General features: G+C 53.1%; 15 protein-coding genes, 3 tRNA genes and 1 pseudogene. 16 read left to right on the forward strand and 3 right to left on the reverse strand.

Going from position 1 to position 25499, the window contains the following annotated elements:
- The first annotated feature begins 14 nt into the window (after positions 1–14).
- The 5 genes from pgsA (at position 15) to ACW5XD_RS20540 (ending at position 2541) form a co-directional block, all read left to right on the forward strand.
- A complete protein-coding gene (pgsA, locus tag ACW5XD_RS20520) occupies positions 15–569 on the forward strand; it encodes a CDP-diacylglycerol--glycerol-3-phosphate 3-phosphatidyltransferase (protein WP_042036538.1) in 555 nt (184 codons plus the stop codon).
- Positions 570–751: 182 nt separating this feature from the next.
- Positions 752–827, forward strand: a tRNA-Gly gene (locus tag ACW5XD_RS20525).
- Between the two features lie 35 nt (positions 828–862).
- Positions 863–936, forward strand: a tRNA-Cys gene (locus ACW5XD_RS20530).
- Positions 937–977: 41 nt separating this feature from the next.
- Positions 978–1064: transfer RNA gene (locus ACW5XD_RS20535), tRNA-Leu, on the forward strand.
- A gap of 262 nt (positions 1065–1326) precedes the next feature.
- Positions 1327–2541, forward strand: a complete 1215-nt coding sequence (locus tag ACW5XD_RS20540; protein WP_456496476.1) for a tyrosine-type recombinase/integrase — start codon at positions 1327–1329, stop codon at positions 2539–2541.
- Positions 2542–2723: 182 nt separating this feature from the next.
- Here ACW5XD_RS20540 and ACW5XD_RS20545 read toward each other — a convergent pair.
- Positions 2724–3068: pseudogene (locus ACW5XD_RS20545) on the reverse strand (ATP-binding protein).
- Between the two features lie 143 nt (positions 3069–3211).
- On the opposite strand from ACW5XD_RS20545, the gene ACW5XD_RS20550 reads away from it, so the two are divergent.
- From ACW5XD_RS20550 to ACW5XD_RS20565, 4 genes are all read left to right on the forward strand, one after another.
- The gene (locus tag ACW5XD_RS20550; protein WP_427234282.1) at positions 3212–3448 is read left to right on the forward strand and encodes a helix-turn-helix transcriptional regulator; all 237 of its coding nucleotides are present in this window, start codon (positions 3212–3214) and stop codon (positions 3446–3448) included.
- A gap of 10 nt (positions 3449–3458) precedes the next feature.
- Complete coding sequence (locus tag ACW5XD_RS20555) at positions 3459–3791, forward strand: hypothetical protein (protein ID WP_456496477.1); 333 nt, start codon at positions 3459–3461, stop codon at positions 3789–3791.
- Positions 3788–6049, forward strand: a complete 2262-nt coding sequence (locus ACW5XD_RS20560) for a DUF5906 domain-containing protein (protein ID WP_456496478.1) — start codon at positions 3788–3790, stop codon at positions 6047–6049. The genes ACW5XD_RS20555 and ACW5XD_RS20560 overlap by 4 nt, the downstream gene beginning before the upstream one ends.
- 717 nt (positions 6050–6766) lie before the next feature.
- Positions 6767–7315, forward strand: coding sequence for a terminase small subunit-like protein (locus ACW5XD_RS20565; RefSeq protein WP_456496479.1), 549 nt, complete (start codon positions 6767–6769; stop codon positions 7313–7315).
- Between the two features lie 118 nt (positions 7316–7433).
- Here ACW5XD_RS20565 and ACW5XD_RS20570 read toward each other — a convergent pair whose 3' ends face one another.
- The gene (locus ACW5XD_RS20570) at positions 7434–9143 is read right to left on the reverse strand and encodes a DEAD/DEAH box helicase (RefSeq protein ID WP_456496480.1); all 1710 of its coding nucleotides are present in this window, start codon (positions 9141–9143) and stop codon (positions 7434–7436) included.
- 1 nt (position 9144) lies between these two features.
- On the reverse strand, positions 9145–13911 hold the full coding sequence (locus ACW5XD_RS20575) for a DUF3883 domain-containing protein (RefSeq protein WP_456496481.1): 4767 nt from the start codon (positions 13909–13911) through the stop codon (positions 9145–9147).
- Positions 13912–14131: 220 nt separating this feature from the next.
- On the opposite strand from ACW5XD_RS20575, the gene ACW5XD_RS20580 reads away from it, so the two are divergent.
- The 7 genes from ACW5XD_RS20580 to ACW5XD_RS20610 are packed head-to-tail and all read left to right on the forward strand — an operon-like array spanning position 14132 to position 25497.
- A complete protein-coding gene (locus tag ACW5XD_RS20580) occupies positions 14132–15055 on the forward strand; it encodes a WYL domain-containing protein (RefSeq protein WP_456496482.1) in 924 nt (307 codons plus the stop codon).
- Positions 15052–15459 carry a hypothetical protein gene (locus tag ACW5XD_RS20585; protein ID WP_456496483.1) on the forward strand — a complete coding sequence of 136 codons (408 nt, stop codon included), beginning with the start codon at positions 15052–15054 and terminating at the stop codon, positions 15457–15459. The genes ACW5XD_RS20580 and ACW5XD_RS20585 overlap by 4 nt, the downstream gene beginning before the upstream one ends.
- A 17-nt stretch (positions 15460–15476) precedes the next feature.
- On the forward strand, positions 15477–17483 hold the full coding sequence (locus ACW5XD_RS20590; RefSeq protein WP_456496484.1) for an HsdM family class I SAM-dependent methyltransferase: 2007 nt from the start codon (positions 15477–15479) through the stop codon (positions 17481–17483).
- Positions 17483–19156 carry a restriction endonuclease subunit S gene (locus ACW5XD_RS20595; protein WP_456496485.1) on the forward strand — a complete coding sequence of 558 codons (1674 nt, stop codon included), beginning with the start codon at positions 17483–17485 and terminating at the stop codon, positions 19154–19156. Before ACW5XD_RS20590 ends, ACW5XD_RS20595 begins: the two co-directional genes overlap by 1 nt.
- Complete coding sequence (locus ACW5XD_RS20600; RefSeq protein WP_456496486.1) at positions 19153–20391, forward strand: hypothetical protein; 1239 nt, start codon at positions 19153–19155, stop codon at positions 20389–20391. Before ACW5XD_RS20595 ends, ACW5XD_RS20600 begins: the two co-directional genes overlap by 4 nt.
- Positions 20384–24670 carry a hypothetical protein gene (locus ACW5XD_RS20605; RefSeq protein ID WP_456496487.1) on the forward strand — a complete coding sequence of 1429 codons (4287 nt, stop codon included), beginning with the start codon at positions 20384–20386 and terminating at the stop codon, positions 24668–24670. Before ACW5XD_RS20600 ends, ACW5XD_RS20605 begins: the two co-directional genes overlap by 8 nt.
- Positions 24667–25497, forward strand: a complete 831-nt coding sequence (locus ACW5XD_RS20610; RefSeq protein WP_456496488.1) for a hypothetical protein — start codon at positions 24667–24669, stop codon at positions 25495–25497. Before ACW5XD_RS20605 ends, ACW5XD_RS20610 begins: the two co-directional genes overlap by 4 nt.
- Positions 25498–25499 lie beyond the last annotated feature (2 nt).

The following is a 25499-nucleotide window of genomic DNA, read 5'->3' on the forward strand; positions in this document are numbered from 1 at the left end:
AGTGGCTGAAAATAATGACAAATATTCCTAACCTGCTGACGTTTTTTCGGATCTTGCTCATCCCCGTCTTCGTCATTCTGTTCTATGTACCCTATCAGTGGTCCTATCTGGCGGCGGCCCTCGTCTTCATTCTGGCGGCCGCGACCGACTGGTTTGATGGCTACCTCGCCCGCAAGCTGAACCAGTCCACCGCCTTCGGCGCCTTCCTCGATCCGGTCGCCGACAAGATCATGGTGGCGGCGGCGCTGGTGGTCATCGTCGAGCACTACAACACCATCTGGGTCACCATCCCCGCCATGACCATGATTGGCCGCGAGATCATCATTTCAGCACTGCGCGAGTGGATGGCCGAGCTCGGCAAACGCTCCTCGGTGGCGGTCAGCTGGATTGGCAAGTGGAAGACCATGATCCAGATGGTGTCGCTCACCGGCCTCATCTGGCAGTACGACATCTGGATGGTGTGGCTTGCCTACGTGCTGCTCTATGTGGCGACCGTGCTCACCTTCTGGTCCATGTTCCAGTACATGAAAGCGGCCTGGGGAGATCTGACCTACCACTCCCGCTTCTAGTTCTGCTCTGGCATAAAGCATCGTTTCCCCACCGTTGGGGCAGGGAAACGATCATTAGTGGTAAAAGTGCAGGGAAAGGGTAAAAAACACCCGAACGATCAGGGTATTAAACATTTTTGGTTGACTGGGCGAGGAACATCGCTAGAATGCGTCCTCGTAGTCAGGCAGTCAGCCAGACCAATGCGGGAATAGCTCAGTTGGTAGAGCACGACCTTGCCAAGGTCGGGGTCGCGAGTTCGAGTCTCGTTTCCCGCTCCAAATTCAGACAATAGAGAGCCAACTCTCTTTTGCATGGCGCGTTAGCAAAGCGGTTATGCAGCGGATTGCAAATCCGTTTAGTCCGGTTCGACTCCGGAACGTGCCTCCATATTGACAAGCCCGCCGCGCGGACTTGATACCGATTGCGGTGCCCGAGTGGTGAAATCGGTAGACACAAGGGATTTAAAATCCCTCGACGTTCGCGTCGTGCCGGTTCGATTCCGGCCTCGGGCACCATTAATACTTCCAAAGTATTCCGAAAAAGTTCAAAAAACCCAGTGAATTCAACGTCTCTGGGTTTTTTTACGTCCAGAACATTCCGAGTCATTCCTAACACATCCGCTATAAATTGGTATACGCTTAGGTATACATCGATTCGATAAAGGAGTCGTATACCAATGCCGCGCACTACCAAACCCCTGTCTGATACAGAGTGTCGCAATGCCCGCCCGCGAGAAAAAGACTATTCCCTGTTCGATGGGAATGGTTTGCACTTATATTGGTCAAAAAGAACGGTACCCGTTCGTGGCGCATCAAGTTCAGCAAGCCAGATGGTAAGGCCGGGCTGATGGCATTTGGCGACTACCCAACCCTCTCTTTGACTGACGCACGTAAAAAGCGCGAAGAGGTTAGAAACCTTTTAGCCAAAGGCATCGATCCTGTCGTCCATAAACAGCAGGTGCGTAACGACATCACCCGTAAACAGGCGAATAGTTTTGAAGCGGTTGCCCGTGAATGGCATTCAAGGAGTGCAGGCAAGTGGTCCCAGGATCATGCTTCACGCATCTTGACCCGGCTGGTTACAGACGTGTTCCCATTGATTGGCCATTGCCCTGTGGCTGAACTCAAGACCCGCGACCTGCTTGTTCCACTGCGCATGATTGAGCAGCGAGATGCGCTTGATTTGGCCGGACGAGTGAGGCAACACATCAACGGTATCATGCGCTATGCAGTGCAAACGGGGTTGATTGACAGCAATCCTGCCGCTGACCTGACGGGGGCGTTGTCGGTTCGCAAAGGCAAGCACCATCCCGCGCTGCCGCTGCAGGATATTCCCGAGCTAGTTCGTCGTCTAGATAGTTATTCGGGGCGTCGGCTGACCAAGATGGCGGTGAGGTTGACCTTGTTAACCTTTGTCCGTTCGAGTGAATTGCGCTTCATGCGCTGGGATGAGCTCGATATCGAGCGAGCAATCTGGACGATCCCGGCGTCCCGAGACCCTATTGAAGGGGTCAAATACTCACACCGTGGTGCCAAGATGCGAGAACCGCACATTGTGCCGCTGTCACGCCAGGCACTGGCCATCATTGGGGCTATTCGCCCTTTGACCGGGCGTTTTGATCTTGTATTCGCTGGTGACCATGATATATCAAAACCCATGAGTGAAAACACCGTGAATAGTGCCTTGCGCCGACTGGGTTATGACACCAAGGTTGAGGTATGCGGTCATGGTTTCCGGGCGATGGCATGCAGCGCGTTGCTTGAATCAGGCCAATGGAGTGAGGATGCTATTGAACGGCAGATGAGCCATAAGGAGCGTAACGGTGTGCGGGCGGCTTACATTCATCGGGCCGAATTTATCACCCAGCGGCAACAGATGGTGCAATGGTGGGCTGACTGGCTGGACAGTTGCAAGCATCGCTATGTGCCACCCCATGAATTTACCGGGTTGGAGAGCAATGTAATTCACTTGCCAAACAGTCTGTCTGTATAGGCGGATCTGGTTGTCAATCAGCACCGAAAAATGACCAGGGATCTGCGTCCAACATTGACCAGGGTTAGCTGGCTGACTTAATCCTCTGTTTGAAGCGATAGGAGTCGTTGCCTGTCTCGATGAACTCGCATGATCCTATCCCGCATCGCCGTAGTCACCTTCTTATCCGTAAATACCTTGCCCTATTTGCTGAAGGCCAGAGCGGTGGTTAAGTGCAGGCTGGTGTGCTTGTACAGCTTGCTGATCAGATGAAACTGCAGGGCGCCTCCGCTTTCGGCAAACGGCAGATAGCCGAGTTAGTCCAGGATCACCGCATCGACATTGACCAACTGAACGGCAAGCTGGCCGGCTTTGCCTGCCGCCTTCTCCTGCTCCAGTTCGTTGACCAGACCCACCACTGTGTAGAAATGCACTCGCTTGCCCCAGCCACCAACATTGCGTCCCATAGCGATGGTCCAGTGGGTTTTACCCGTCCCGGTTCCGCCGATCAACAGCCGATTGCGCTGCTGTTCCAGGAAGTCATCCACACCTAGTCGCCATTTAATTTCTCTTGTCAAGTGCGTCTCTGACGGGGTTCACCCCTGTAGGGCTAGGGATTTATTGCGAGATGATAAAAATAAGGAGCCATGCTGGTGCATTTCGTTCCAGTGCATGACAGGGAATAACTAACATGGCTAAAGAAAGCAAACCCACTCTGACCATTATTCGCCGTAATGAGGTTGAAGCCCGCACCGGACTCTCACGCTCTACCATCTACGCCAAAATGCGTCCCAATCCGAAGTGCCCCAATGTTTATGACCCGACTTTTCCCAAACCGGTGTCCATCGGCGCCAAAGCCGTTGGTTGGATTGAAGAGGAGTTGGAAGCCTGGCTCATCGCTCAGATTCAGAAGAGCCGTGAGGCGTAAGGAGGCGAGGATGACAGTCACCAATTACGCAAAAAAGAGCCGCCATGGTACGGCGGCCTCTTCGATTGGCATGTTTGATATTGGCCAGATAGTTAAACCTGACGCTGAGAGCGTAGCACCTGCGCGTTTGCTGGCAAGCAAAAGCATGTGTCGTACAGCATCGGGGGGAAGCTGCAAGGGAACTATTCGTGGGCAGTCCGCACTGTATGATGCCCCCCATAGCACGAACAGTGAGCTCATCGAGAAGCTGCGCCGCCTTCAGGAAGGCTATGAGAACGATGACGGCGTGTCACTGTTCAATCACAAGCTCGCCGTTCTGCGCTTGTTCGGGGGGGAGAAATGAGCACCTCCCTGCAAACCAAGGCTGCCAACATCGAGGCCAACGCCCACGCAGTCATTCCGTGTCAGTGCAACGGCAATCCGCAACCCTATGGCAATGAGCAGCGCTACCCGTCCTTCATGGTGCGCAAGGATGACACCCTGTTTGGTGTTCGCTTGGATGGCATGATCTTGCTGGATCTGGATGGAAACAAGGCTGCCGAGGCACCTTCCCCTGATGTTCTGTTGGCGATGCTGGGGCTGCCGGGCGATACCCCCGCGAACCAGTATCGGATGCTCACCGATAGCCAGCCGGACGGTTCGTATCACTGGCTGTTCCGCTTGCCTGCTGGGGTAGACCTTGCCAGCTTGAAGCAGAGCGTCAACAACGCGAATGGACTGGCGGGCGTAGATGTGAAGACCGGCAATCAGCTGATCTACATCAAAGCCGGTAAGGTGCTGCGCGGCGATACCATCCCCCAACTGGCCGCTCTGCCGGAGGCACCTTCTACCTTGTTGACGTGGATCACCAAACCCAAGCATGAGCCAAAGGTGATGGCCCCCATGGTCAGCTCCGCAGAGACCAGCCGCTATGGTGAGAGAGCGTTGACGAGTGCCTGTGAGGCGATTGTCAGCGCGCCGATGGGGAGCCGTAACGAGACGCTCAACCGGGAGGCGCTGGGGGTGGCGCAACTGGTCGCTGGTGGAGAGATCTGCCACGCCGACGCTGAGCGTCAGTTGTTGGCTGCTGGTATGGCGTCTGGCCAATCTGCACAGGAGGTCAAGGCGACTATTGCCAGTGCGCACCAGAAGGGGATGCAGGAGCCACGCCAAGCTCCGACGAAACGTCAACAGCTGGCCAATAAGAAGGCCAGCCAAAAAACAAGTTCCCTGCTGTCAGCCAATGTTGTTTCTCTGCGCTCTGAGCAGGGCGACGCGGCGCTGATGCTGGATCAGATGAGTGCCAGCCAGCGCGGTGAGGCACTGGCTGCTAGTCTGGAACCCTTGGCCATCAATGTCGACACGAGCCTGGTGTACCTTTACACCGGCAGCCTGTGGGAGCCGATGCCGGATGCGGTGCTTGCGCGCTGTATGACGGCAATGTTTAAGCAGCAAGGCGCCAAATACAGTGCCCGTGTGATCAACGCTGCTGTTGAAACCATGAAACTGGGCCTTGATAAAATACCGCGTCCTACGCTCAACCTGATTGGTTTTGCCAATGGGGTCTATGACCTAGTGCTCCGCACGTTTCGCCTGCATTCCCTCGTCGATGGTTTGCTGGCTCACAACGGGATCGAGTACAGCGAGCCGCTGGTGGGGGAAACCCTGGAGCATTGTGCCCCCCACTTTATGAAGTGGCTGAGCTATGCAACCGACAATGATGTGGCCAAGATGGATCGCATTAACGCGGCGCTGTTCATGGTGCTGGCGAATCGCTACGACTGGCAACTGTTCCTGGAGGTGACGGGGGAAGGCGGCAGTGGCAAATCGGTCATGGCGGCACTGTGCGAACTGCTGGTTGGCCAAGAAAATGTGGGTAGTAGCTCGATGAAACTGCTTGAGGACCAATTTGGTCTGGAGAACGTCTGGAACAAACGCCTGATCTTGTTGCCTGACCAACCTTCGTACGTTGGCGATGGCCACGTGCTCAAGGCGATCACTGGCGGGGATAAAGTATCGGTCAACCCTAAAGGCAAGACGATTTTCAGCACCCGGATCCCAGCTGTGTTGCTGGCCACCAACAACGTACCGATGGTCTTTAACGAGCGCAATGGGGGGATCGCTCGTCGCCGGGTGATCTTCCACTTCGGACGAGTGGTGGCATCCGCTGATCGGGATGGGGCGCTTGGCGACAAGATTGCCGCTGAGTTACCGGTGATCATTCGCCATCTGCTGACCCGGTTTGCCGACCCAGACCAGGCCAAGCGTCTGCTGGAGGAGCAACGGGATGGGGCTGATGCGCTGGCGGTGAAGCGCGAGACTGACCACGTACTCGACTTTTGCGCCACCTTGGCGTTTCTGGCTGAGCCGAAGGGGCTCTATATGGGGGGAAATGTCGCCTTGAAGGATGAGCCGAGAAAATTCCTTTATCACCTCTACCTGGCTTACCTGGAGTACCACGGCTTGAACCGCCCACTCTCGCTTAATTCATTCAGCAAAGCCGTCAAACAGGCTGCAAAGGAGCTGGGCGCGGAGTACAAGAAGCACAAGACCAATGGTCACACTCAAACCAATGTTGTACTCACCGAACAGGCAGAGGAGTACCTTCCGCGGGCCCTGTAGGCCAATATGACTTAATGAGGCCAAACGGCGATGACAAGAAGGCTCCTTGCGGGGCCTTTTTTTCTAACTTGAGGGGAGGGGCATACCCCATTTCATAGTCACTGAGTCACTTTACTGTGTGAATGTCTTGTCCTGCACGGGTTGGGATGCAGTGACCAACATTGATTCATGGTCACTGTTTGTCACTGGGTCACTGCCCTGATGCTTCTTGATGGATGACAGATGGGAGATGACGCAATGAGTGGATCAGTGAAAGCAGTGCTCAAAAGAGTGATGTGAGTGACTCCCAGAGACCATGAAAAATCACGGTCACTTGCTGCTAGCCCAATGATGGCGCTATGTTTATCAAAACAGTGACCAAGTGACTATCACAGACAACTTCTTGCCACACACAGCTGCGTTTGCACTGACGGGACTCCCCCTGTAGGGCTGGATACCTACCTGCCTCCTCGTAAATACTGGTCGCCTATGATCTATTCCCCTATGCATTCAACAGATTCCCCAGACTGGCACGGTATCGAACTCGCGTACTGTGCTGGCCGCCAGAGTGTGCGCCAGATAGCGCTAGATCACGGAATTTCACATACCGCCATTAACAAGCGGGCCAAGACGCACAAATGGTCAAGAGTCACAACACCCGTTAACGTTACCTCATCTTCAGGTATACCTCAGGCCCCTATCAGTGGCGCTGAACATGTAAATGCCACAACTCAAGTTATGATCCCAGTTGTCACTCCTCAGGTTTCCACAGTGGAAACCAATACGTCGAATCCCAAGACGTTAACAAGAGGCCGTCGGAGCGCATACACAAACGAGTTGGGGGAGGCCATATGTAGCGCCATTGCTGATGGGGTGAGTCTACGCGCAGTGTTGGCTCGTCCGGGTATGCCGTCCAAATCCATGGTGATGCGCTGGTTGGCTGATGAACGCTACGTAGAATTTAGGGACCATTACGCGTGCGCGCGCGAGGATCTGGCCGACAAACTGGCCGACGAGATCCTCCAAATCGCCGATGACGGCAGCAATGACACCTTCCTCGACGCCAACGGGAACGTAAAAGTTAACCATGATGTGATTGCTCGTGCCCGCCTGCAGATCGATGCTCGTAAATGGCTGGCCTCAAAGCTGGCTCCCAAGAAGTATGGCGATGGGGGGCGGCGAGAAGACTCTGGCGTTAACCACGGGAGCATGCAGGTGAAATCGACAGTCACGTTTGTGAATCCACCCAACAGGGATGAAGACTGCGATGTGATTAAGGATGACTGAATGTGCAAGAGTGAATTAAAGTTCAAGAGCCAGCATTGCAATCTCGTTCGGGACGAAGGGGCAGGATTTGTGAAGAACATCACGTAAAATGCTGCTTGGTCTGTACGTTATAGAATTACTACTTGAATGCTTCGCAAGTTGCAACTCGCCCTACGATGATCAGTAGAGACTTCGCCCGACTCATCCCCACGTACATCAACTCTTGTCGTTGTGACAAATCGATGGTGTCCAAACCCCACAAGATAACAATTGGCGATTCGAGTCCCTTGAATCGTTGAATGGTGTCGGTCAGAACTGTGGTCTTGCCTCTGACCCCCTCCTCCAGCCAAATAGCGGGCTTCGGCAACGGAAGCCTTCTCATGGCAGCATAGTACTCGGCTTTGTGCAAGGCATCGGCCACCAGCACCGTGATGTCACCGGGCGCTACGCCCTGCCTCGCTATCAAGTCGACGATGTGGGCATTGATCTTCGCAGCTTGAGCGTCTCGGTTTGGCGACGCATCAAGCTGAACATTGTCACCTTGGATATCAGGTGGACTCACTGGAATGCCCTTGTAGTGCTTGTAGGCAGCCTCGTGAATAGGTGCCGTATTGCGGCAATTCGTGGTCAGTGAGAATGCTTTTTCACGGATTGGAAAAGTCCCTGCACGGGCATACAAATTCTGGTTGTCGTCGTAGAACACATACAGCGGACTAGTTTCGTAGTCAGTTAGAAGCAGCTCAAGCGGCACCCAGAATTCCTCACGGAAATCCTGACCCTCATCGCAAACGACGGCATCGTAACGATCTGGAAGGATATCGAGGGAGTATCCGAGCGCATTAGGTAGTTGTACCTCGTAGAGATCCTTGCCTGGATAGGTGACCTTTGCCTCAGCAACAAGGTCTCGCCCAGAGGTTCTGTTGGCTCTCTCTACTTGACGGTGGCACAGTTGATGGAAACTCATCACATCGAGGTTTCGGGTGCCTGAGCAAAGGCTTGAAAGGTGATCCGCGAGCTGCCGGTTATAACAAGTCAGTAGCGTTCTGAAACCCTCGGAAGCAAGGCGACGCGCCTTTTCAAGCGCCAAGACGGTCTTGCCTGTACCCGCGCCACCGCTGATTGCGGCTCTTCGATGTGAACGAAGGAAGTCAAGAACTCGCATCTGGTCTTTCGTGAGCATCAGTCTGCGTGCCTCCTGATCGGCAAGCCGCGACGCGACTAGCGGAGTGACGACAAAGGATCTCGCAAATACATCACGGACTACGTCGATTCCACGGCGACCTATCGGCGTAAAACTTTCGACATCGTTGCCCCAATAGGCAAAGATTCCATCGATCCACGATTTCGGGTCTTGGAGTGTCTTTGCAGAACCAATCAAAGCTTCAGGCATGTCCGGTCGACTCAGTACATGGGTGTCACCCAAGTCGGGAAAGAACACCGCGTGGCCACGAAGCACATTCCCAAGGGATAGATCTTGCCATCGTGGGTGCTCATTCAGTTTCGAACGGATCGAATACTTGGCCTTAAGGGCCTGGCCGATAGGGTTATTGATAGTATGCTTCTGATGGTGGCGGTCCACTGAAAACCACTCGCCGCTGACCGCGTCAAAACCTACGCCACCGCCTTTGACCTCAATGCACAGATATCCATGGTCGGGATGGCAAACCAGGAAGTCGGTTTCCCCATCCTTCGCTTGTTCTTCCTGTCGTCGCAGTATCCACCCAACTTGAAAAAAAACCACGTAATCGTTCGGAAGTTTGTCCCTAAGAGCCCGATAGACCTTCGCCTCGGCCTGTGATGGCAGCTCATTGAGCTGCACTTCAGAAAGTTCAGGAATCATTTTCGTCATCTTAGTCTCCCAATATGCGCATGCGATGCAAATTCAAAGTCACATATGGGGTCGCCTGCGACTTGCCATCAAACAGGATCGTAAGCAGCTTGGTGTTGCCGCGAGTGACTACATCTTGAATTTCTCCACACCCCATGTCCTGATGCTGTATCCGTGTGCCAGGAATAAACAGTGCTGATGGATCTGCTCGCTCCGCGGTTACCGCGTCCCGCCAATTGCCATCGAACATGAAGGCCGTTATTTGGGTTGCGGGGCTGTGAATTGGGTGCACACGCATGTGCTCGGGGTCAGAAACAAATTCGACCACATACAGCCAGTAACGGTCCCCATAATCTAGTGCATTGCTGAACTGGAGACGTGATAGCCCGACACCTGTTTGGTTCCACTCTCCATTGACGCCCTTCACTTCGATAAACCGGTCTTCGCCAGTAACGGGGTTGATGCTGATAATGTCGTATCCAGGATGCGTTTGTGCCATTTGCTCTGGCATGCGACCGCGCTCCTTTTCATAGGCACATACGGCCTCGCGAGCCACGACCTCGATCGCCAAATTGTGCTCGGAGGGGCCGTCCAGAACACCAGTGTTCGCAGATTCCTCTTGCCGTTGCCGAACATAGGAAAGTAGACGCCTATCCCATTGTTCTTTGTGTTTCGGGCGGGGTTTCTTCGCGATCCGCTCACTGTCACCAGAACGATGTTTGCCGCCAACGTCAGTTGCAGAAGAATTGCTTTCAGGGGCGCTACGGCCTGGGCTGCTAGATCCTGATTCACGCCACGGTTGTTCTCTGGAACTTCCTCCATTTGAAGACGCTGACTCGCTCTGTTGCTGATTTCTGTCGTTGCCCCCATGAGCCTCGTCGGCTTGTTCGGCAGAATTGTCAACTGAGGTAGGTGCTGGCTGAGTTTCCTCATAGTTATCTGGGTCCGTTGCGCCACCCATCTCATCGAGTTCCGGCGACGTCAGATCTTCAGTGTTTCCCTTCCCAATCTCTGCATCTAGAAATGGAATACCTGCATCACTCAATTCGCGATGTGCTTCTTCTATTGTCATTCCCATAAGGGGACGAACGCTTAGCGTCAGCTTTGAGATTTCGCCGCCTGATTCTTCTGGCATCAATTGGTGGAACAACGCATTGAGGACGTGAGCCCAACTCCGATCGCCAACTGGGCGGGCGAGAATCAAGCGCCCATTCTCGATGTCGTAGAACGCCTGTGTTGGCGTTGGCGGCGCTACTACCTGATCCCCTGCAATATGGACCGATGCTTGGATGCGGACAATGTCGTGGCTAACCGCCGTCAACGTCGAAAGAGCTCTGTGAATTTTCTTTCTAACAGTTGTTGGTTTGTCATGAAGCAAACGGGTGAGGATGTCTAGCCTGTCCATCAATTTTTCGGCAAGTTGGGTTTCGTCGGCTTGCGGACCATCAACGAATTCAAGGGCAACCTGCGCGCTCTCACTCAACCGTTTGACATCGACTTCTTCTACGAATGGCCAAAGCTCAGGAGCTGGTTTGCACAAGGCTTGATCGAGTTCCCCGCAAAAGAATCCTGCATGCCACTCGCTATCCTGAAGTAGGACTTCGTCCGGATGAGTAAGCAGGCCCCATACGTTCAAAATGGTTGGAGCCTCCCGCAGTCGCTGCAAGTCTGATTGTGTCAGCTCCTCATGTTCATGGGCGGCTGCAACGCTACTCAGGCAGACGTCATAGACCGCTCGGTCTAAGCCAGTCAGTGCTTTGGATTGTTCGAAGTATTCACCAACAATATCTAGCAGGATGTCGACGTAGTCTCGTCCTTCAGGGACGTTCTTCACGCCAATTGCATTAAACAAGGGCTTGAACGCTTCGAGGTTGCCAGGAATGGTGAACGCATAGCTCCCAAGCTGCTGGGGCATCCAGAACAGCTGGTTGGAGCGCACATAGCCCCTCTGGCTTTCAATGTAGATGAACGGTTCCCCAGACAGCGTTGAAATGGAAGAGCCTTCGTCTTTCGATCTCTCGTTTAGTATCTGATACGTGGTGAACGGTGCTGGTGATTTTTTCGATACGCAATGCCGAAGGTGATTGATGACCAGCGAAGTTTCTGGCTCCAGCGCAACGTTTAACTTTTTCAGCAAGTCACGGTTGAGCCTTGCCATGTTCCGAAAATCGAGCACTGATGCTTGCGACGAGAAGGCTTCGGCGCGGTAAGGCGCATACAGAAAGTTCGCGGAATACCATTCCTCTTCGTCATCAATCGCAGGGAAGCATCGCGATCTCTTGAGGTTGTTAATGGCGTCCAGAAAGAACGGCTGTTCCTTGCATTCATCGAAGCGGTCGCACAGGATATAAAAGGCCTCGGCACTAGCTCTTTTTGCATCTTCGGTCGGAAGGTATTTTTCTGCGATAAAAAGCATCCGCTGAACCAGATGCTCTGCCATGGGGGATCGACGAAGTCCAATGCTGTCAATGAAAGAGTGAACTGAATGCGTGTTTGGCACACGACTGGTATCGAGCCAAAGGCTCGTAGCATCGCCAAGAACCCTCACCAAATCATCGGTGCGTCTGTAGGTTTTCGTGGGGAGCGACCAATTCCCGTCCTGCGTGGGGATGATCGGCAGTGCCCCCAATATCCTACGAATGTTTTCATCATTCACGAGCGCCGGATAGTTGGCTATTTCGCCAATAAGGCGGACATATTTGGATGCATCCAGAGGTCCTTCTTCATTGAAGAATCTCGGTAAGACGTTTTGCACGAATGCTTCAATGGTCTGCGTTTGAACGTCGAGTTTGCTCGACACGAACTCTCTGGCGGACGCAGAGAAAACAGAGATTTCTAAAAGATCGGCCTGGCCAGTAGGGTCGGTGAAATTTCCCGGTAATAGCGCTTGTGACGCTTTGATCAGACCTCGGCCTGAGAGCCAAATTGGCAGATTTCGAAGTGATTGATACACCGCTGCGTCGCCATTGCCGTTGTAGTCCAGATCAGCAAACATCGCATACAGGTCACGCAACTCTTCTTGCTCAACGCCGATGACATCTTCGATGGCATCGGTAGCGCACATCGAACTGAGGTGGCTGACGACTGCGCCAAGCTCTAGTTGGCGAATTTGTCGTGCGATCTTGGGGAATCCAAGGACGTGGCGCGATGCAATGGCCAGCCTTGGCAATAGTGACGCCACCCGCCCAGCTTCCAACGCTGCGGGCGCGACAAAAGACTGGCTGATCGTAACGGCGTACAGGTCTTCAGTGACAACAAAAGGAATCGCCAGCAACCGCTGAATGGCAGCCTTCGTGGCGGGAGGGGGCGTTATTGCCTCGGGGAACAGCTCGTTGATCATTCCCCATAGCGGACGATAGAACCCTTCAAGCCGATCTTCTTCCACCTGCAGTGTGCCAGCCGTCTGCGGTGGCATAGCTTGCTCCAGCAGCCCAACAAGGCGTTCAAACGTCAGAAATGGTGCGCCCAATTGATTGACTGCTGTTCTGAATGGCCGCAAATCCTCGGTGATGACTTGTCCGCCAACCTCCTTCAATGCACTGACTTGAGTAGAGTTCAGTGCTTTATCAGGGAAGAATACGTCACTGGGAATATGAACACTCCCATCTTGTGCAGGAGCAATGCGCGCTTGAGAGGCTGTGGTCAGTATTCGCTCCCAAAATCGCTTGAAGCAGGCCGGGTGATTTGATGGTCTCGACAAATCAAACGCTCGCGCCATAATCTGCCAAAACTGAACGTCGCCGAGCATCTTGAGAAGACCCTCAGGGTCTCTGGCCAGCGCTGTTGCTGCGACATCAATGAGCATCTCATTCCAGGCCTGTTCATGCTGGTGCCCAGCAAAAATCACGGCCTTTCGATCTGACTCTGGAAAGAAGTCTGCATTGATATGCAGAGGCAGACCGGTCGACTGTTCGGTTGGCAGGAACGCGTAGAGCAGTCCCTCTGCAAGCGGCTCTGGATTGATCCTCAAGCCAATGCTGATCTTGGTGCCCCGACCAAGGGACTTTAGTTGAGGGTGTGTGGCATACAGCCGCGCTGCAGAATAAGCCGCATCAGTCCGCAAGATATGCCAATGCTCTACTTCACCACTCGGGCGAAAACTAGCGCTCAGATCCGACCCATCCGTGCGATCTAAATCGCAGGCCAGCAACAACTTCCCATTTCTGCACAACTCTGCAGTTCGGACATGCCTCAAGAACAACAAGCTCTTACGCAGGACCTTTTGAAAATCTGCGACAAGCTGATCAATGTGTGCAGTGCTGACATGCGACACTCCGAGCGCCAAGCGTGCCTGAGTATTTGGATCGTCTGCCCAAGGCAAGAAGAACGTGGTGCCCTCAGGTTGCTCGAATGACTCGACGAACCATTGTCCTTTTTCGGGATGCAGTTGCAATTTGATTCCAGCGGATCGGATCTCTGGGTGATCCGTAACCTGGTATGTCGAAACAAAACCAATACCGAATCGGCCAATGTTCTCGCCGCGAGAGAGTTTACCGCCACTGCCGACATCCGTGATTCGGTGGTAGTCACACTTGTAATTATCTTCGGCAAGAAACGCGCACGGTTTGTCCAGATCGCCACAGTAAGTGAACAACCCGCTATTGAAGACAATAAGACCCTGATCTGTGACGTCAAAAACCACAGATTCCGCTTTTGCGTCGTCCGCGTTCTGAATTAGCTCAAGGGCCATGACGTCATAGCCCTGAAGTCCCGCCAGGTGGCTTCTGATGTTTCCAAGCAGGTTCGCGGTGTACGAGCCACGCTTGCGCTCTAGGGTCGGTAGGTCCATCTAGTATCCTGTAAATTTTCAAGTGCTGGTGATGCACAAACCATATTGATAATGATTACATATCAGTCACTTGAGGCAAGACATGACTCAGATACACAATTAAATAGTGATCATAATGCAACACATATTGGTACCATTGAGATGCGTTGGACTCATTCTATGGCTGTCGATATACTGCACCCAATAGATAGGGTAAGTAAATTCAAATGAGCCTTTATTAATGCTGAAAGATCAACTGGCAGCACTGACTCAGCCACAACGAGACCGACTCGCGTTTGTAGAGCTGCGCATACGCTTCCTTGGGGAAATGCGTCGCCAAGATCTGGTATCGCGATTTGGTATTCAGTCAGCGGCAGCATCCCGTGACCTGGCCCTTTATAAAGAGCTGGCGCCTGGCAATATCGACTACGACATCAAGGGCAAGTCTTATGTGCTAGGTCCTGCATTCAGGCCGGTTTTTGACTTTCCGGTGGCGCGGGTGTTGTCGTGGTTGACCCAGGGATTTGGTGATGGGGAACCAAGTATCCTTATGGCATGGGTTGTCAGTGATAACCCATCACGATTGACTCACCCTGACTTGGATGTCCTTGCCTGTGTGACGCGGGCAATTCATAAAGCGGTACCACTTCGCATTGACTATCACTCGATTTCCAGTGGAAAAACAGTGCGGGAAATCGTTCCTTTTGCCTTGATCGACAATGGCTTGCGCTGGCATGTCCGGGCTTTTGACCGTAAGACTCAAGAATTTCGTGATTTCGTCATCACCCGCATTCGGCATCCGAGCGTGCTTGAAGGGCAGGCGGTGGTTGCTCATGAACGTAGCGAGCAAGATATTCAATGGAACCGTGTTGTTGAACTGGAGCTGGTACCTCATCCAGATCAGCCTAGACCCGAGATCACTGCAATGGACTATGCCATGCAAGGGGGCATCCTAAAGGTCAAACTACGTGCTGCGACTGTCGGCTATATATTGCGTAAATGGAGTGTGGATTGCTCGCCAGATCACTCCCTGCGAGGCGATGAATATCGCTTGTGGCTTCGAGATCCCCTTGCTTTGTACGGTGTAGTTAATGCCACCCTTGCGCCCGGCTACCGCGCTCCTGCACCCTCTTCATTCCATGACATGGGCGAGGGTGGCGCATGAACACGACAGATGTATTCCAGCTTATTTTGCCCAGCTTGAAGGGGGGGGCCGTCACGTCAGAACAACTCTGGATGGAGTATGGTCCTCAATGGCATCAGCTGGGGTGGAGTACCGCCCAGCTGAGGCTCTGGCTCTCTTGTGTTTCGCTACTGCAGCAATGTGAGTTGCCCGGTGGAGAGAGGGCTTGGACGTTACGTGAACATCAAAGCCTTTCCACACCAACCTTGGCTGATGAATTGGTCGCACTGTTGCAAAAAGCGGGGCGTCCCATGCCATTGGTGCAACTTATCAGCAAATTGCCTACAGGCATGTTGGCGACAGAGCCCATGCTGCGAAGTGCCGCGCAACAAGATAACCGACTCGAATTAAAAGGCCCGCTGCTGAAGCTGGCTTCAACAGACTAACTAGGAATTGAAGACCCATGACAACACCGACACTGGATCAGCTGTATCAAACCATCCGTACCCAATATCGAGAATATACAGAACATACCCCGCTCAAGAGCGACCATGATTTCCTGCAAGCAGGCCTGGTCTGGGGCATTGATCAGGGTAACCAAACGCCACCGGTATTATTGATCGCTCTGGAGTCAGGTCATTGGGACTACTCTCGCGAGGATAAGCTGGATCTGCTTGCCTACGAGCTGTTGGGCAGTGTGCAAGGTGATTGGCCAGTCTTTGCCCATCTACAAGATGACAAAAACAAGCGCTGCTTCAGCCTGTTTGGTGTCGATGGCAGTGATGGGACTCACTCGGTGGATGAAGTGCCGTCAATTGAGCTGATCCGCAACTATGAAAAGTTGGAGAAAGACCCGACCTTCCGTTGGTCGATGCGCATCTACACCCGTTTGATGCACCGCTTTGATGCCTTCCACGAGCAGGTGTTCCAAACAGTTAAAGACCGTGTCAATGACAAGAACGACATCATCGAAGAAGTGGCCAAGCTGCTGTTCCTTGAAACCTTCCGTGTCCATCATGGCGATGAACTCAGCTTTACCGACCATGAAGGCCAAACTCTGCGTTTTCGCGAAGTGTTTGACCACCGCTATGTAGCCAAGCACGGGGATAAGGCCGTCGAGCAAATCAGGGCCGCATTCGAAGCGTTCAAGGCCCACGAAGATTATGTGGTGGTCAGCGATGACGGTAGCCGTAATGCTATCTTCCCGGAAGATGCTCATTTGCGCTTGGCGAAACCAGAAAACTACCGCACCTTGCTGGAGGCAATGCAAGATCTGGGGCCGGTAACCGATAACCAGGGCCGCGTCATCGCAGGCAAAGAGGTTGGCACTCTGGCCGATGTGGCGGGCGATTTGCTGGGGCGGGTGTTTGATGTGTTTTTGCGTGCCAACTTTGAATCCAAAGGTGGCCTGGGGGTGTATCTCACCCCTAATCCGGTCAAACAGGCCATGCTGGAAATTGCCATGTACGATATCCAGCAAGATAACGCCGCGATGGAGCAACTCACCTCTGGTGCCTTCCGGTTTTGCGATCCCACTTGCGGCTCTTTTGGCTTTGGCTCAGTGGCCCTCAGCCATATCGAAAGCGTGGTTGACCACCTGGGTGGTATGAGTGATGCCCAGAAACAGAACCTCAAACAAACCCTGCGCGATACCGCGTTTACCGGTGCTGACGCTGCGCCACGTATGGTGATGCTGGCCCGGGTCAATATGGCGTTGCAAGGGGCGCCCAAAGCCAAAATTTTCTATACCGACAACTCGCTTACAACCAAGGCGTTCAAGCCCAACAGCTTTGATTTGATCTGCACCAACCCGCCGTTTGGCACGCCTAAGTTCAGCTCCGACAAAAAGGGGCAAGAGTCAAAAGCGTTATATGCCAAAAACATGGACAAGATCCTGGAGAATTACCGAACTGACCTTAGAAACGTTTCCACAGGGAAAAAAGAGAAGTTTTCACTGTTCCCTACTGTGAGTGGATTGGCTTTGGGGAGTTCGCCAAACAATAAAGGTGAATGGACCCCTGTTAAAGGGGGATCTATCGACCCGGCAGTGCTGTTTATCGACCGTTGCCTGCAGATGCTCAAACCCGGTGGTCGCTTGCTGATTGTGTTGCCTGATGGGGTCTTGTGTAACTCCGGCGACCGCTATGTGCGCGAGTACATCATGGGCAGCAAGGACGAAAAAACCGGCCAGTTTGTAGGCGGTAAGGCCATCGTCAAGGCGGTCATCTCGCTGCCTGGCGATACCTTCAAATTGTCAGGGACCGGCGCTAAGACCTCGGTGCTCTATCTGCAAAAACGCCATGCCAGCAAAGATCAGCCCGAGCAGTTTCTGCCCGAGCCGCAAGGCGACGTGTTTATGGCGGTCGCGGAGACGCTGGGTTATGTGGTGAAAAACAATATCGAGGACTACTCGGCAGGCGTGCCCAATGATCTCGACAAGATTGTTGGCGCTTATAAGCGGGGTGAGTGATGTTTGCAGTATCTGTCAGTAACAGTTTGCTAGGAGAGCGCCTTGATGCCGGTTTTTATCGGCCTGCCTTTCTGTCCATGGAAAAGGCCTTGAAGAAAAAAGGAGCGGTTAAACTTGACACTCTTGTTGACTCGGTTGCTTGTGGGCCGTTTGGCGGAAATGCTATTGCCGATGAACTCTACGCAAAAGATGGCGTGGCGTTTATTCGGCCAGTCAATATCTCTTCCCATGTGTTTGACGACAGCTCCTTGGTTCGGGTACCAAAGAAAAATCTTGCAGCAAATGGGCTAAAAATTTATCAAGGTACCAATATTTATTTTGGGCGCGTTGGTGATCCATGTATCGCAATAATTGAGGGAGAGTCCAGCATTTCCCCGAATATCATAATTGCTTGCACCAAAGGCGACTTGGCGGATCCGTATTACATTTATTCTTTCGCTGCATCAAGTTTTGGTTTGCAACAATTAAAGCGCCAGCTTAAAACGGTTGCCCAACCGACCACATCGACAGATGCCATCAGGGAATTGATGGTTTTCAAACCTGAAAGTTTCGTTCAAAAATACATCGGCGACAAAGTCCGCCAAGCTGAGCGGCTGCGTACTTGGGCGAAAGTTGGCTCAAGAGTCCCTGCGTTTATCGATGCAATCCTAGTTGGTGAAATTCCTGAACGTGTTGTTTTGGAAATAGTTGAGGCCGCAACTAGAGACGCAGATGAGGGACTTTCATCTGTGAGGCAAGTGCTGGCAGAAGGTTATTTGGAAGGTGATTTTTCAGCAAGTCTTGCCGCTGCCATTGGGCGTAATACAATGGGGTCAGTAGACATCGATAGAGAAAATTTTCATGTTAGTGTGGTAAATATCGATGATGTAGATGATTTTTTATCAGCCCAGACTTATCGTCCTCCCATCATATCGGCATATTCTGCGGTAACCGCGATTAATCATTGCAAGTTACAAAACTTATGCACTGAGTCAATTCGGCAAGGTGCAACTCCTCACTTCTCTGAGGCCGGAAGGAAATGTATCAAGTCAAAGCAGACTAGGGATATCTATATTGAAGAGGAGGGGTACGAGACTGTTGATCCATCTCACGAAAAGAATGAAAGGATCATCAGGCTGCAAGAAAATGATGTTTTAGTTACACGCCAAGGCGCAGGAACGGTTGGGCGAGCATCAATTTTTCTTGATCTGGAAGAGACATATATTACGGACTCATTATTCCTTGTGCGTATTGATTCCTCAAAGGCTGATCCTGGATTCGTTGTCGCATACCTCCGGACTTACACTGGCCAGAGGCTAATTGAGAAAGGGGTATATGGCTCCACCGGGCAGCTGAACTTATCTAGTACATCACTTAGAAACCTACCAATTGCCGATTTTGATATCCGTTTTCAAAGAGTTCTTGGAGAGCAGATTCGGGTTTCTGACAAGGCTACAAAACTTGCTAAGAGATTAACCAACGCAGCAAAACTACTTGTTGAAGATCTTATTGAAGGCCAAATTACCGAAGCGCAATTGATCGCGGCTGAGCAAGCGCTACAAGCCGGTAACGATGGGCTGGATCGCAATATTCTGGGCCGTTTGAAGACGGACGGTATCGATGGTGAAGGTGCCGCGCTATTTAGCGATCTGGATGAGCTTTACAGTCTGCTGGCGCTGGCTGAGGTGGAATGATGAATTGCGCCTTGACCGTCTTAATCCCGCGTTTGGGTACTTTGCTGGCCACGGGGTTGATGGCTGCCAACAAGCGCGATACCGATCTGCCGCTGCATGGTTTGGTTCATCCGCTGGTAGCAAGTGTCGCGGGGGATGGAGAGGAGGGCAAGCTCATCGGTTGGGTCATCAGTCAGCGCCTGCTGGCGGCACGACCTGCCTTGGCCAGCGATGCTGAACTGCTTTGCGCTCTCCTTGCCCAATACTCCGAGCTTCGGGCTGCTTGGCTGACCATTGCCGCAGCCCGGTGTAAGGAGGCTGGGCAGATGGCGGAGGGCGCAATCCTGATCGAGCTGGTGTCAGGGCTGGGTAAATCCGCAGCCTGGGTTGAAGCTGCCTTGTCTAATGCGGCGATCGATGCCAGCCCTTATGCCGCACAAGAACGTGAATTGTTGGGAATGAGTTTTGAGCAGGCGGCAGCAACGCCTGCGCTGCTCCGTATTTTGGCTGTGGCAGCAGAATTGGCTGAGCATCAGGATGCGTTGCCAGCCCTGCTGGCCGTGGATGTCTGCGGTATCCAGGCAGAGCAGAATTGGGTCAAGGGACGGCTGCTGGCCTTACCCACATCAAGGCTTAAGATTGACACTCGTGCGCTGTTATCCGGTGATGCCTCCCCCCAATTGGCTGAAGGCAATACCATGGCTTGGGTACTCGCGCATCCTTGGGTTTTGCTGCTGACCATGTTGAGTTATGCGCAGGATGCCTGGCGTGCAGAAAACCGGGGTGGTTTGCTATTGGAGCTGCCCGCAAGTCAAGACGCGTTTGCCCCGGCTGCAATTGCAGTTAATGTGATTGGCCCTGAAGGCGACGAGGTGCGCTGTGGCACGCTGGCCGATCTGCTTCTCTATACCCTGGACCGTTTGGGGGTGGCCTGCTTTCCCGCTCAGCCGAGCCCGGCAGAATTAAATACCCAGCTCTCGCCGCTGGTGGGTTTGTTGCTCAAGCACGCCGTCTGGCGTTATCAGGACGGAGCAAGTAGTCAGTTGGGTCAGTACCAGATCCATCCGCAATTCTCTGATCAGTGTTACAGCCTACCTGCAAGCAAAGTCTTTAACCGAACTGGCAAACTGCTGTGGCAGGCCGTACGTCTCAGTGCCGAGGCCCTGTATCAAGCACACAAACAAGTCTATCAACACCGTTCTGTCCGCGAACCAGAGGCAGAGTACGCGGTTCAGGGGGAAGTTACAGATGAATAAAAGCGATCAATTTACCGCTGCGGATATTGCTGGTATGGCTCGTCGCCACAGTTGGGCGGCTACCGGTGTTTCCGACTACCCACCCCGTGATCCGCTGGTGGGTCAAAGTCGCTTCTTTAAGCGCTACCGCACGTTTATTCATACCGTGGATCAGGATGCAGATAATTTTGCCCATGTGTTTGCGGTGGAGGCGGAATGGGGGCGCGGTAAATCGCGTCTGGGACATGAGCTGATCGCCCAGATCAATGATTGCTCCAAAGGCTGGTTTGTGCGCGAAGACGGTGTGCAGCTGGAAGATAAAAAGCTGTTTGATCAGGCCACGCAAGATAAGTACCTGGCGCTGTATATCCGCTATTCGCAGGTGGCTTCTGACTACCAGAACTCGGATAACTGGTTCGGCTATGGTCTTTATAAGGCGCTACTGCCGTTGGCAACGGGGTCGTTCGATGGCTCTATTCAGAGCAAGATCGCCGAACAGGCGCTACATCGGTTGAATCCGGCAGGCTTCGACCCTCAGCAACTGGCGCAATGCCTGGAGTTGGATCAGGCCCATTCTGAGGAGGCACTCTACGAAGAAGAGGGCTTGGTTGTGCGCCTGGTGCAGGCAGCCTACAGCTATTTGCAAAAGTTTGGCATTGGCTATGTATTGGTGGTGCTGGACGAGCTGGAAACCGTGGCAGAGGCGGCCACCTTTGGCTTGGAGCAAGACGATGCCAAGCGACTCGACGGCCAAGCCATCCGCCTGATCGGCAAAGCCATCAAGGAAGAGGACCCACGACGCAAGCTGCCTTGGCTACGGTATGTGGCGTTGTGCTCGCCTTTGCTGGGCCAGCAGCTGCGCGAGATCCAGTCTGTCGCCCGCCGTTTTGAACTGGTGGAGCTGGAGCACAATGCGTTTGCCGATGTATCTGACTATGTGGCGCAACTTCAGGCAGAGCGTAAGCTGGCCCACGATTACCCGACCGGGCTGGTGGAAGCTGCCTATGCGATGAGCGGTGCCAACTTTGGTTGGTTCAACGTGATCATGGCCAACGTGGATGCGGTGCTGGCTCAGTATGAGGCAGCGGGCAAGCCACTGACCAATATTGGTGAGCTGTTCGATGCCGTGATCGAGAGTTCAGGGCGTGTGGCCGAGCATGTGTTGGACAAGCACGCCATAGAGGGCATCAAAACCGGCGACCACGATTTGCGTGCCGTTGCGCAGGAGTTGCTGTACGGCCAACTACCCGTGGCGCTGGGGGCCACACCAACGCGTAGCAAAGAGCTGTTGCAGTTGGTCAATGAAGATGGCGAACCGGTCGCTAGCCTGTATCGCAAGATGCCATTTGACGCGATCCAATGCCGCCAGGCGCTGATCGATGCCAAGTTCAAACGTGAAAAGGATGAATGGCTGTACCCTGCTGTCGAGCAGGCACTCAGCCTCACGGCCCTGCTGCAAAACCTGCGTACCTTTGCCATCAATGAGGCAGAGAAAGATGTGCTGCTGATGCCGCTGTCACGCGGAGAGTTCAAGCATCTATTGAGTTTGCTCTATGACCACCCGGCCGTAGAGTTCGCCGCTGATGCTCTTTGGCAAAAGCTGATTGGCGGCGATCAGTTCATTCCGAATGATGAAGCCACCCATATTGGCCCCAGCGTGGCAATGCTGTTGCGACTGGATTTGCGCTACCGTAACCAGCAACACAACTCGATGATCTTCCGCGACCCAGTGGATGCGGATCTGCACGAGGCGGCGATAAAGACCTTCTTGCAGGCCAGTAGCCACAACCCGGGTTTGCGCTGGACTGCTCGCCTGATCGGGTTAATGCGTTTGTTAGACAAGAACTGGCAATACGCACAGGCCAGCCTCGCCAACAAAGAGAATTTGCACATTCAAACCAGTTTGCGTGGGCAAGGGGCAGGTCAGCGTGGAGGCTTGTTGTATTGCGAGGGATTGAAGCTGCACCCGGACAATCTGGCGTGGTTTGTCTGGGTGAACAACCGTGAGGAGCTGGATCGCCTGCATCAATTGGCGGCCACGCGCCACTCGGATGAAGGCCGCTTCCCGGTGATGGCATTCACAGCATCGACGCACTTGATGGAACAGTACAACCGAGGCGATGTCAGCGAAAAGCTTAAAGACGATTTGCTGCTCTATTACCTGAACCCTAGCGAAGTGGACCAGTTGGAACGCATCGGTCTCTCGCCCGAGCAGTGCAAGGGCCTGGTACTGGATGAGTCACGACTGACCAGTAAGTTCAAGAACAAACTCAATGCCCTGCGCGACTTTGCCTATCAAGCGATCCACCAATGGCGTGCCCGCTTGAATGAGCGCGGTTTGATTGCGTGGCCATTCAAACCGACTGGAAAGGTCAATGCTCAAGAGCGCGATCTTTTACTGCGAGCTTGGACGCTATTTATGTTCAAGGAGCCAAAGCTCTCGGGCTTGCATGATTTGGAAACTCGGCACGGCATTGATGCCGAAGCTATCGCATCACTGATGCAACGTCTGACGCTGCCAAACAAACTCTTGAGCTTAGGGTTCACTAAGGAAGATCACGCAGGCTTGTTTAGCGATCTGGCTAACCCGCAGCAGGCGCAAGCAATATTTCCCTACTTTTTGGCTCGTATAGCGAATCCAGCCAGTATTCAGGAATGGACGTTGGATAAGGCCAAGCGCGATTGGTATTGGGGCTATTTGCAACATGCCAACGTGACAGCCAAGAACGTGTTTGACGACTGGATGTGGTGGTGCGGGGAGCTGTATTTGTTGCAGCTACAAGATGCAACTGCTGCAACCGCCAAATGGCAAAGCCTGCCGCGTGCCAAGCTGGATAACGCCATCAACGAGGCGCAGAACTGGTTTAATGGCGACGGGGCTGACGGCTACAAGGCTGTGGTTGCCAAGTTGGAACGTGTTTTCGGTTATGACCGGATCCCTGGCCTTTTCGCACCCTTGGGTAAGTCACCCACCGGTACTGAAACGGTGGAAGCGCACGAATTGCTCAAGGCGGCCCGCTGCGCCTTTGACGCACTGAAGGTCGGTGAAGAAGCGCTCGCCTTGCAAGGTGCCGCTGATTTGTCTGCTATTGCTGAGAAAATGCCCACTCTACTCGCCGGACGTTATGAAGTGTTGCAGCGCGTTGCAGGTGTCAAACCGGAGAGCGTGCCTGAGATTACCTTGGGTAATATCAATACCCTACGCCTCGACGATAAGGGCCAATCGCTCTATCAGCGCATCGAACAGGCCCGGTTGTTTGCGGATTATGTTGAGAAGGCAGCATCTCACATCAAACAAGGCATTGATCATCTGATCACCGACATTGAGGCTGAAGCACAACATCTGCCTTTGTTCCCGCGTAGCCTATTCACCCTATCGCTACAGACGGTGACCAACATTCTTGATGGGGCGTTGCAGCAACACAACGCCAGCGGTACCGCAACGGCAGAGGGCACGGCGAGCTCAGACACCTTGTTGCATTTTCTGCGCTCACTTCAACTGGACAAGGCGGCGGATCGCCTGCGCCTGCTCGCTGAAGAAGCGGGCGTCAATATCGACAATGGAACTGCTTTGGGTCTGGCTGAGAACCTTGGCTGCATTGCCAGTAGCTACAGAGCAGGCAAGAAAAAATTTGTCGAGATCACCGAATACCTTGCACAGTTGCAAGGGCGATGTGCAGAGGCTGCGCGAGTTTTGGAGCCCATGCCTGCAGATTACGCGACACCGGCACACGGACAAGAGCTAGCAGCACTCACACAAAAATTGGTGTTGATTGGCGATGCGTTTGAAGACTTGGCTGACACGGCGAAGAGCGAACGTGAGAAATTCCGAGAGCAAGCACGCAAGGGGCAGTTCAGCGCCATCCGTGATGTTCCGGATCGTTTATTGAATCCCATCCAAACTCAGTTGAATGTTATTGGCGGCGCTATCACGAAGATTGACAATACGATTCTGTCTCATCGTGAGACTTTGGTCCGTCAGACCAATGATCGTTACCTTCCGGTGCTAATGCCACTGTTCGCTGCTTGTAACGAAGCTGCACCAACGGCAATTAGCCTGAGTAGCTTATCTCCACTTTCCTTGCATGACCTGCATGTGACGATAGATGTGCAGCAAGCGCAGTGGGAAGCCAAAGCAACTCAGTTGTTAAGCGGGACGGGGCTTGACTTCAAAGGCTGGGAAGAATTGGCGAAGGTGATAGCCGAGGGCAAAAGCCCAGTACTTTCACAAACCGCGCAAGAGGCTTTGGTGGCCAAGGGCATCCTGAAAATGAAACTCTATTTCGGGGGGAATACGTGAAGCTTTATTTGACCCCGGAATTGCAGGCGCACCGCAGAGGCCGCTTTTTAGCCAGCTTGTTGGATATTAACTTGTCGCCCGAGCATGGCTTACCGCAGACAGGTTTTGTTCTGATGACTGGTGAGCAGTTGCAGGCATCGCCAGATTTGCAGGAAGAGTGTGCAGCTTGGGTACGCCAACCTGGTTGTTCATTACTGCTGCTCCCACCCTACAAGGAGGGGCGTATTTCCCATTTTCTCGACTGGGAGATTGAGTTGGTACCGTTATTTCTGGTTGCGGATCAACAGCCATCGTTGGAGAACTTGCTTAAGGATGAGGTCTCGTACCGGCTGCGTGGTATTGAGGGCGAATGCATAGAGCAAGCCTCTGCGAGTGAACTGGCTAGCCATACTCGATATTGGAAAACCCATTCCAATAGCGGCTTGATCGCAGCAACAACACTACCGCTTTGGTCGATTAGTTTATTGGATCAGGCTGCACTAGTGAACGACTTTCTGGCTAAGGTCGAGCGACATTGTGGGGTGCAGTCTGTTACTACTGAGGTTGAAGAAAAGAAGCCTCAAGAAGATGCTATACGTCCTCAGGATGCCACTGTATTGGTGTGTTGCTACGGGTTTAATGTTGCTACGACTGAGGAATTGCTGAGCAGATTGAAGACAAATGGAGTGCCACTATTGAATTTAGCCAGCTTCGATCTGCCTGAAAATATGTCGCGCCTGAGAAATGCTGGATTGCTCAATGATCGCGGAGTGACCGAGCTGGGCGTTACTCACTTGATGGAATCTAAGTACTGGGGATTTGCCGAAAATTTGAGAAAAGAGGCCTAGTT

The sequence above is a fragment of the Aeromonas enterica genome (genome assembly GCF_054052465.1).

Excerpts from the sequence above, each read along its gene's own strand:
- pgsA (WP_042036538.1), top strand. The coding sequence starts at position 15 with ATGACAAATATTCCTAACCTGCTGACGTTTTTTCGGATCTTGCTCATC.
- ACW5XD_RS20550 (WP_427234282.1), top strand. The coding sequence starts at position 3,212 with ATGGCTAAAGAAAGCAAACCCACTCTGACCATTATTCGCCGTAATGAG.
- ACW5XD_RS20555 (WP_456496477.1), top strand. The coding sequence starts at position 3,459 with ATGACAGTCACCAATTACGCAAAAAAGAGCCGCCATGGTACGGCGGCC.
- ACW5XD_RS20560 (WP_456496478.1), top strand. The coding sequence starts at position 3,788 with ATGAGCACCTCCCTGCAAACCAAGGCTGCCAACATCGAGGCCAACGCC.
- ACW5XD_RS20565 (WP_456496479.1), top strand. The coding sequence starts at position 6,767 with ATGATCCCAGTTGTCACTCCTCAGGTTTCCACAGTGGAAACCAATACG.
- ACW5XD_RS20570 (WP_456496480.1), bottom strand. The coding sequence starts at position 9,143 with ATGACGAAAATGATTCCTGAACTTTCTGAAGTGCAGCTCAATGAGCTG.
- ACW5XD_RS20575 (WP_456496481.1), bottom strand. The coding sequence starts at position 13,911 with ATGGACCTACCGACCCTAGAGCGCAAGCGTGGCTCGTACACCGCGAAC.
- ACW5XD_RS20580 (WP_456496482.1), top strand. The coding sequence starts at position 14,132 with ATGCTGAAAGATCAACTGGCAGCACTGACTCAGCCACAACGAGACCGA.
- ACW5XD_RS20585 (WP_456496483.1), top strand. The coding sequence starts at position 15,052 with ATGAACACGACAGATGTATTCCAGCTTATTTTGCCCAGCTTGAAGGGG.
- ACW5XD_RS20590 (WP_456496484.1), top strand. The coding sequence starts at position 15,477 with ATGACAACACCGACACTGGATCAGCTGTATCAAACCATCCGTACCCAA.
- ACW5XD_RS20595 (WP_456496485.1), top strand. The coding sequence starts at position 17,483 with ATGTTTGCAGTATCTGTCAGTAACAGTTTGCTAGGAGAGCGCCTTGAT.
- ACW5XD_RS20600 (WP_456496486.1), top strand. The coding sequence starts at position 19,153 with ATGATGAATTGCGCCTTGACCGTCTTAATCCCGCGTTTGGGTACTTTG.
- ACW5XD_RS20605 (WP_456496487.1), top strand. The coding sequence starts at position 20,384 with ATGAATAAAAGCGATCAATTTACCGCTGCGGATATTGCTGGTATGGCT.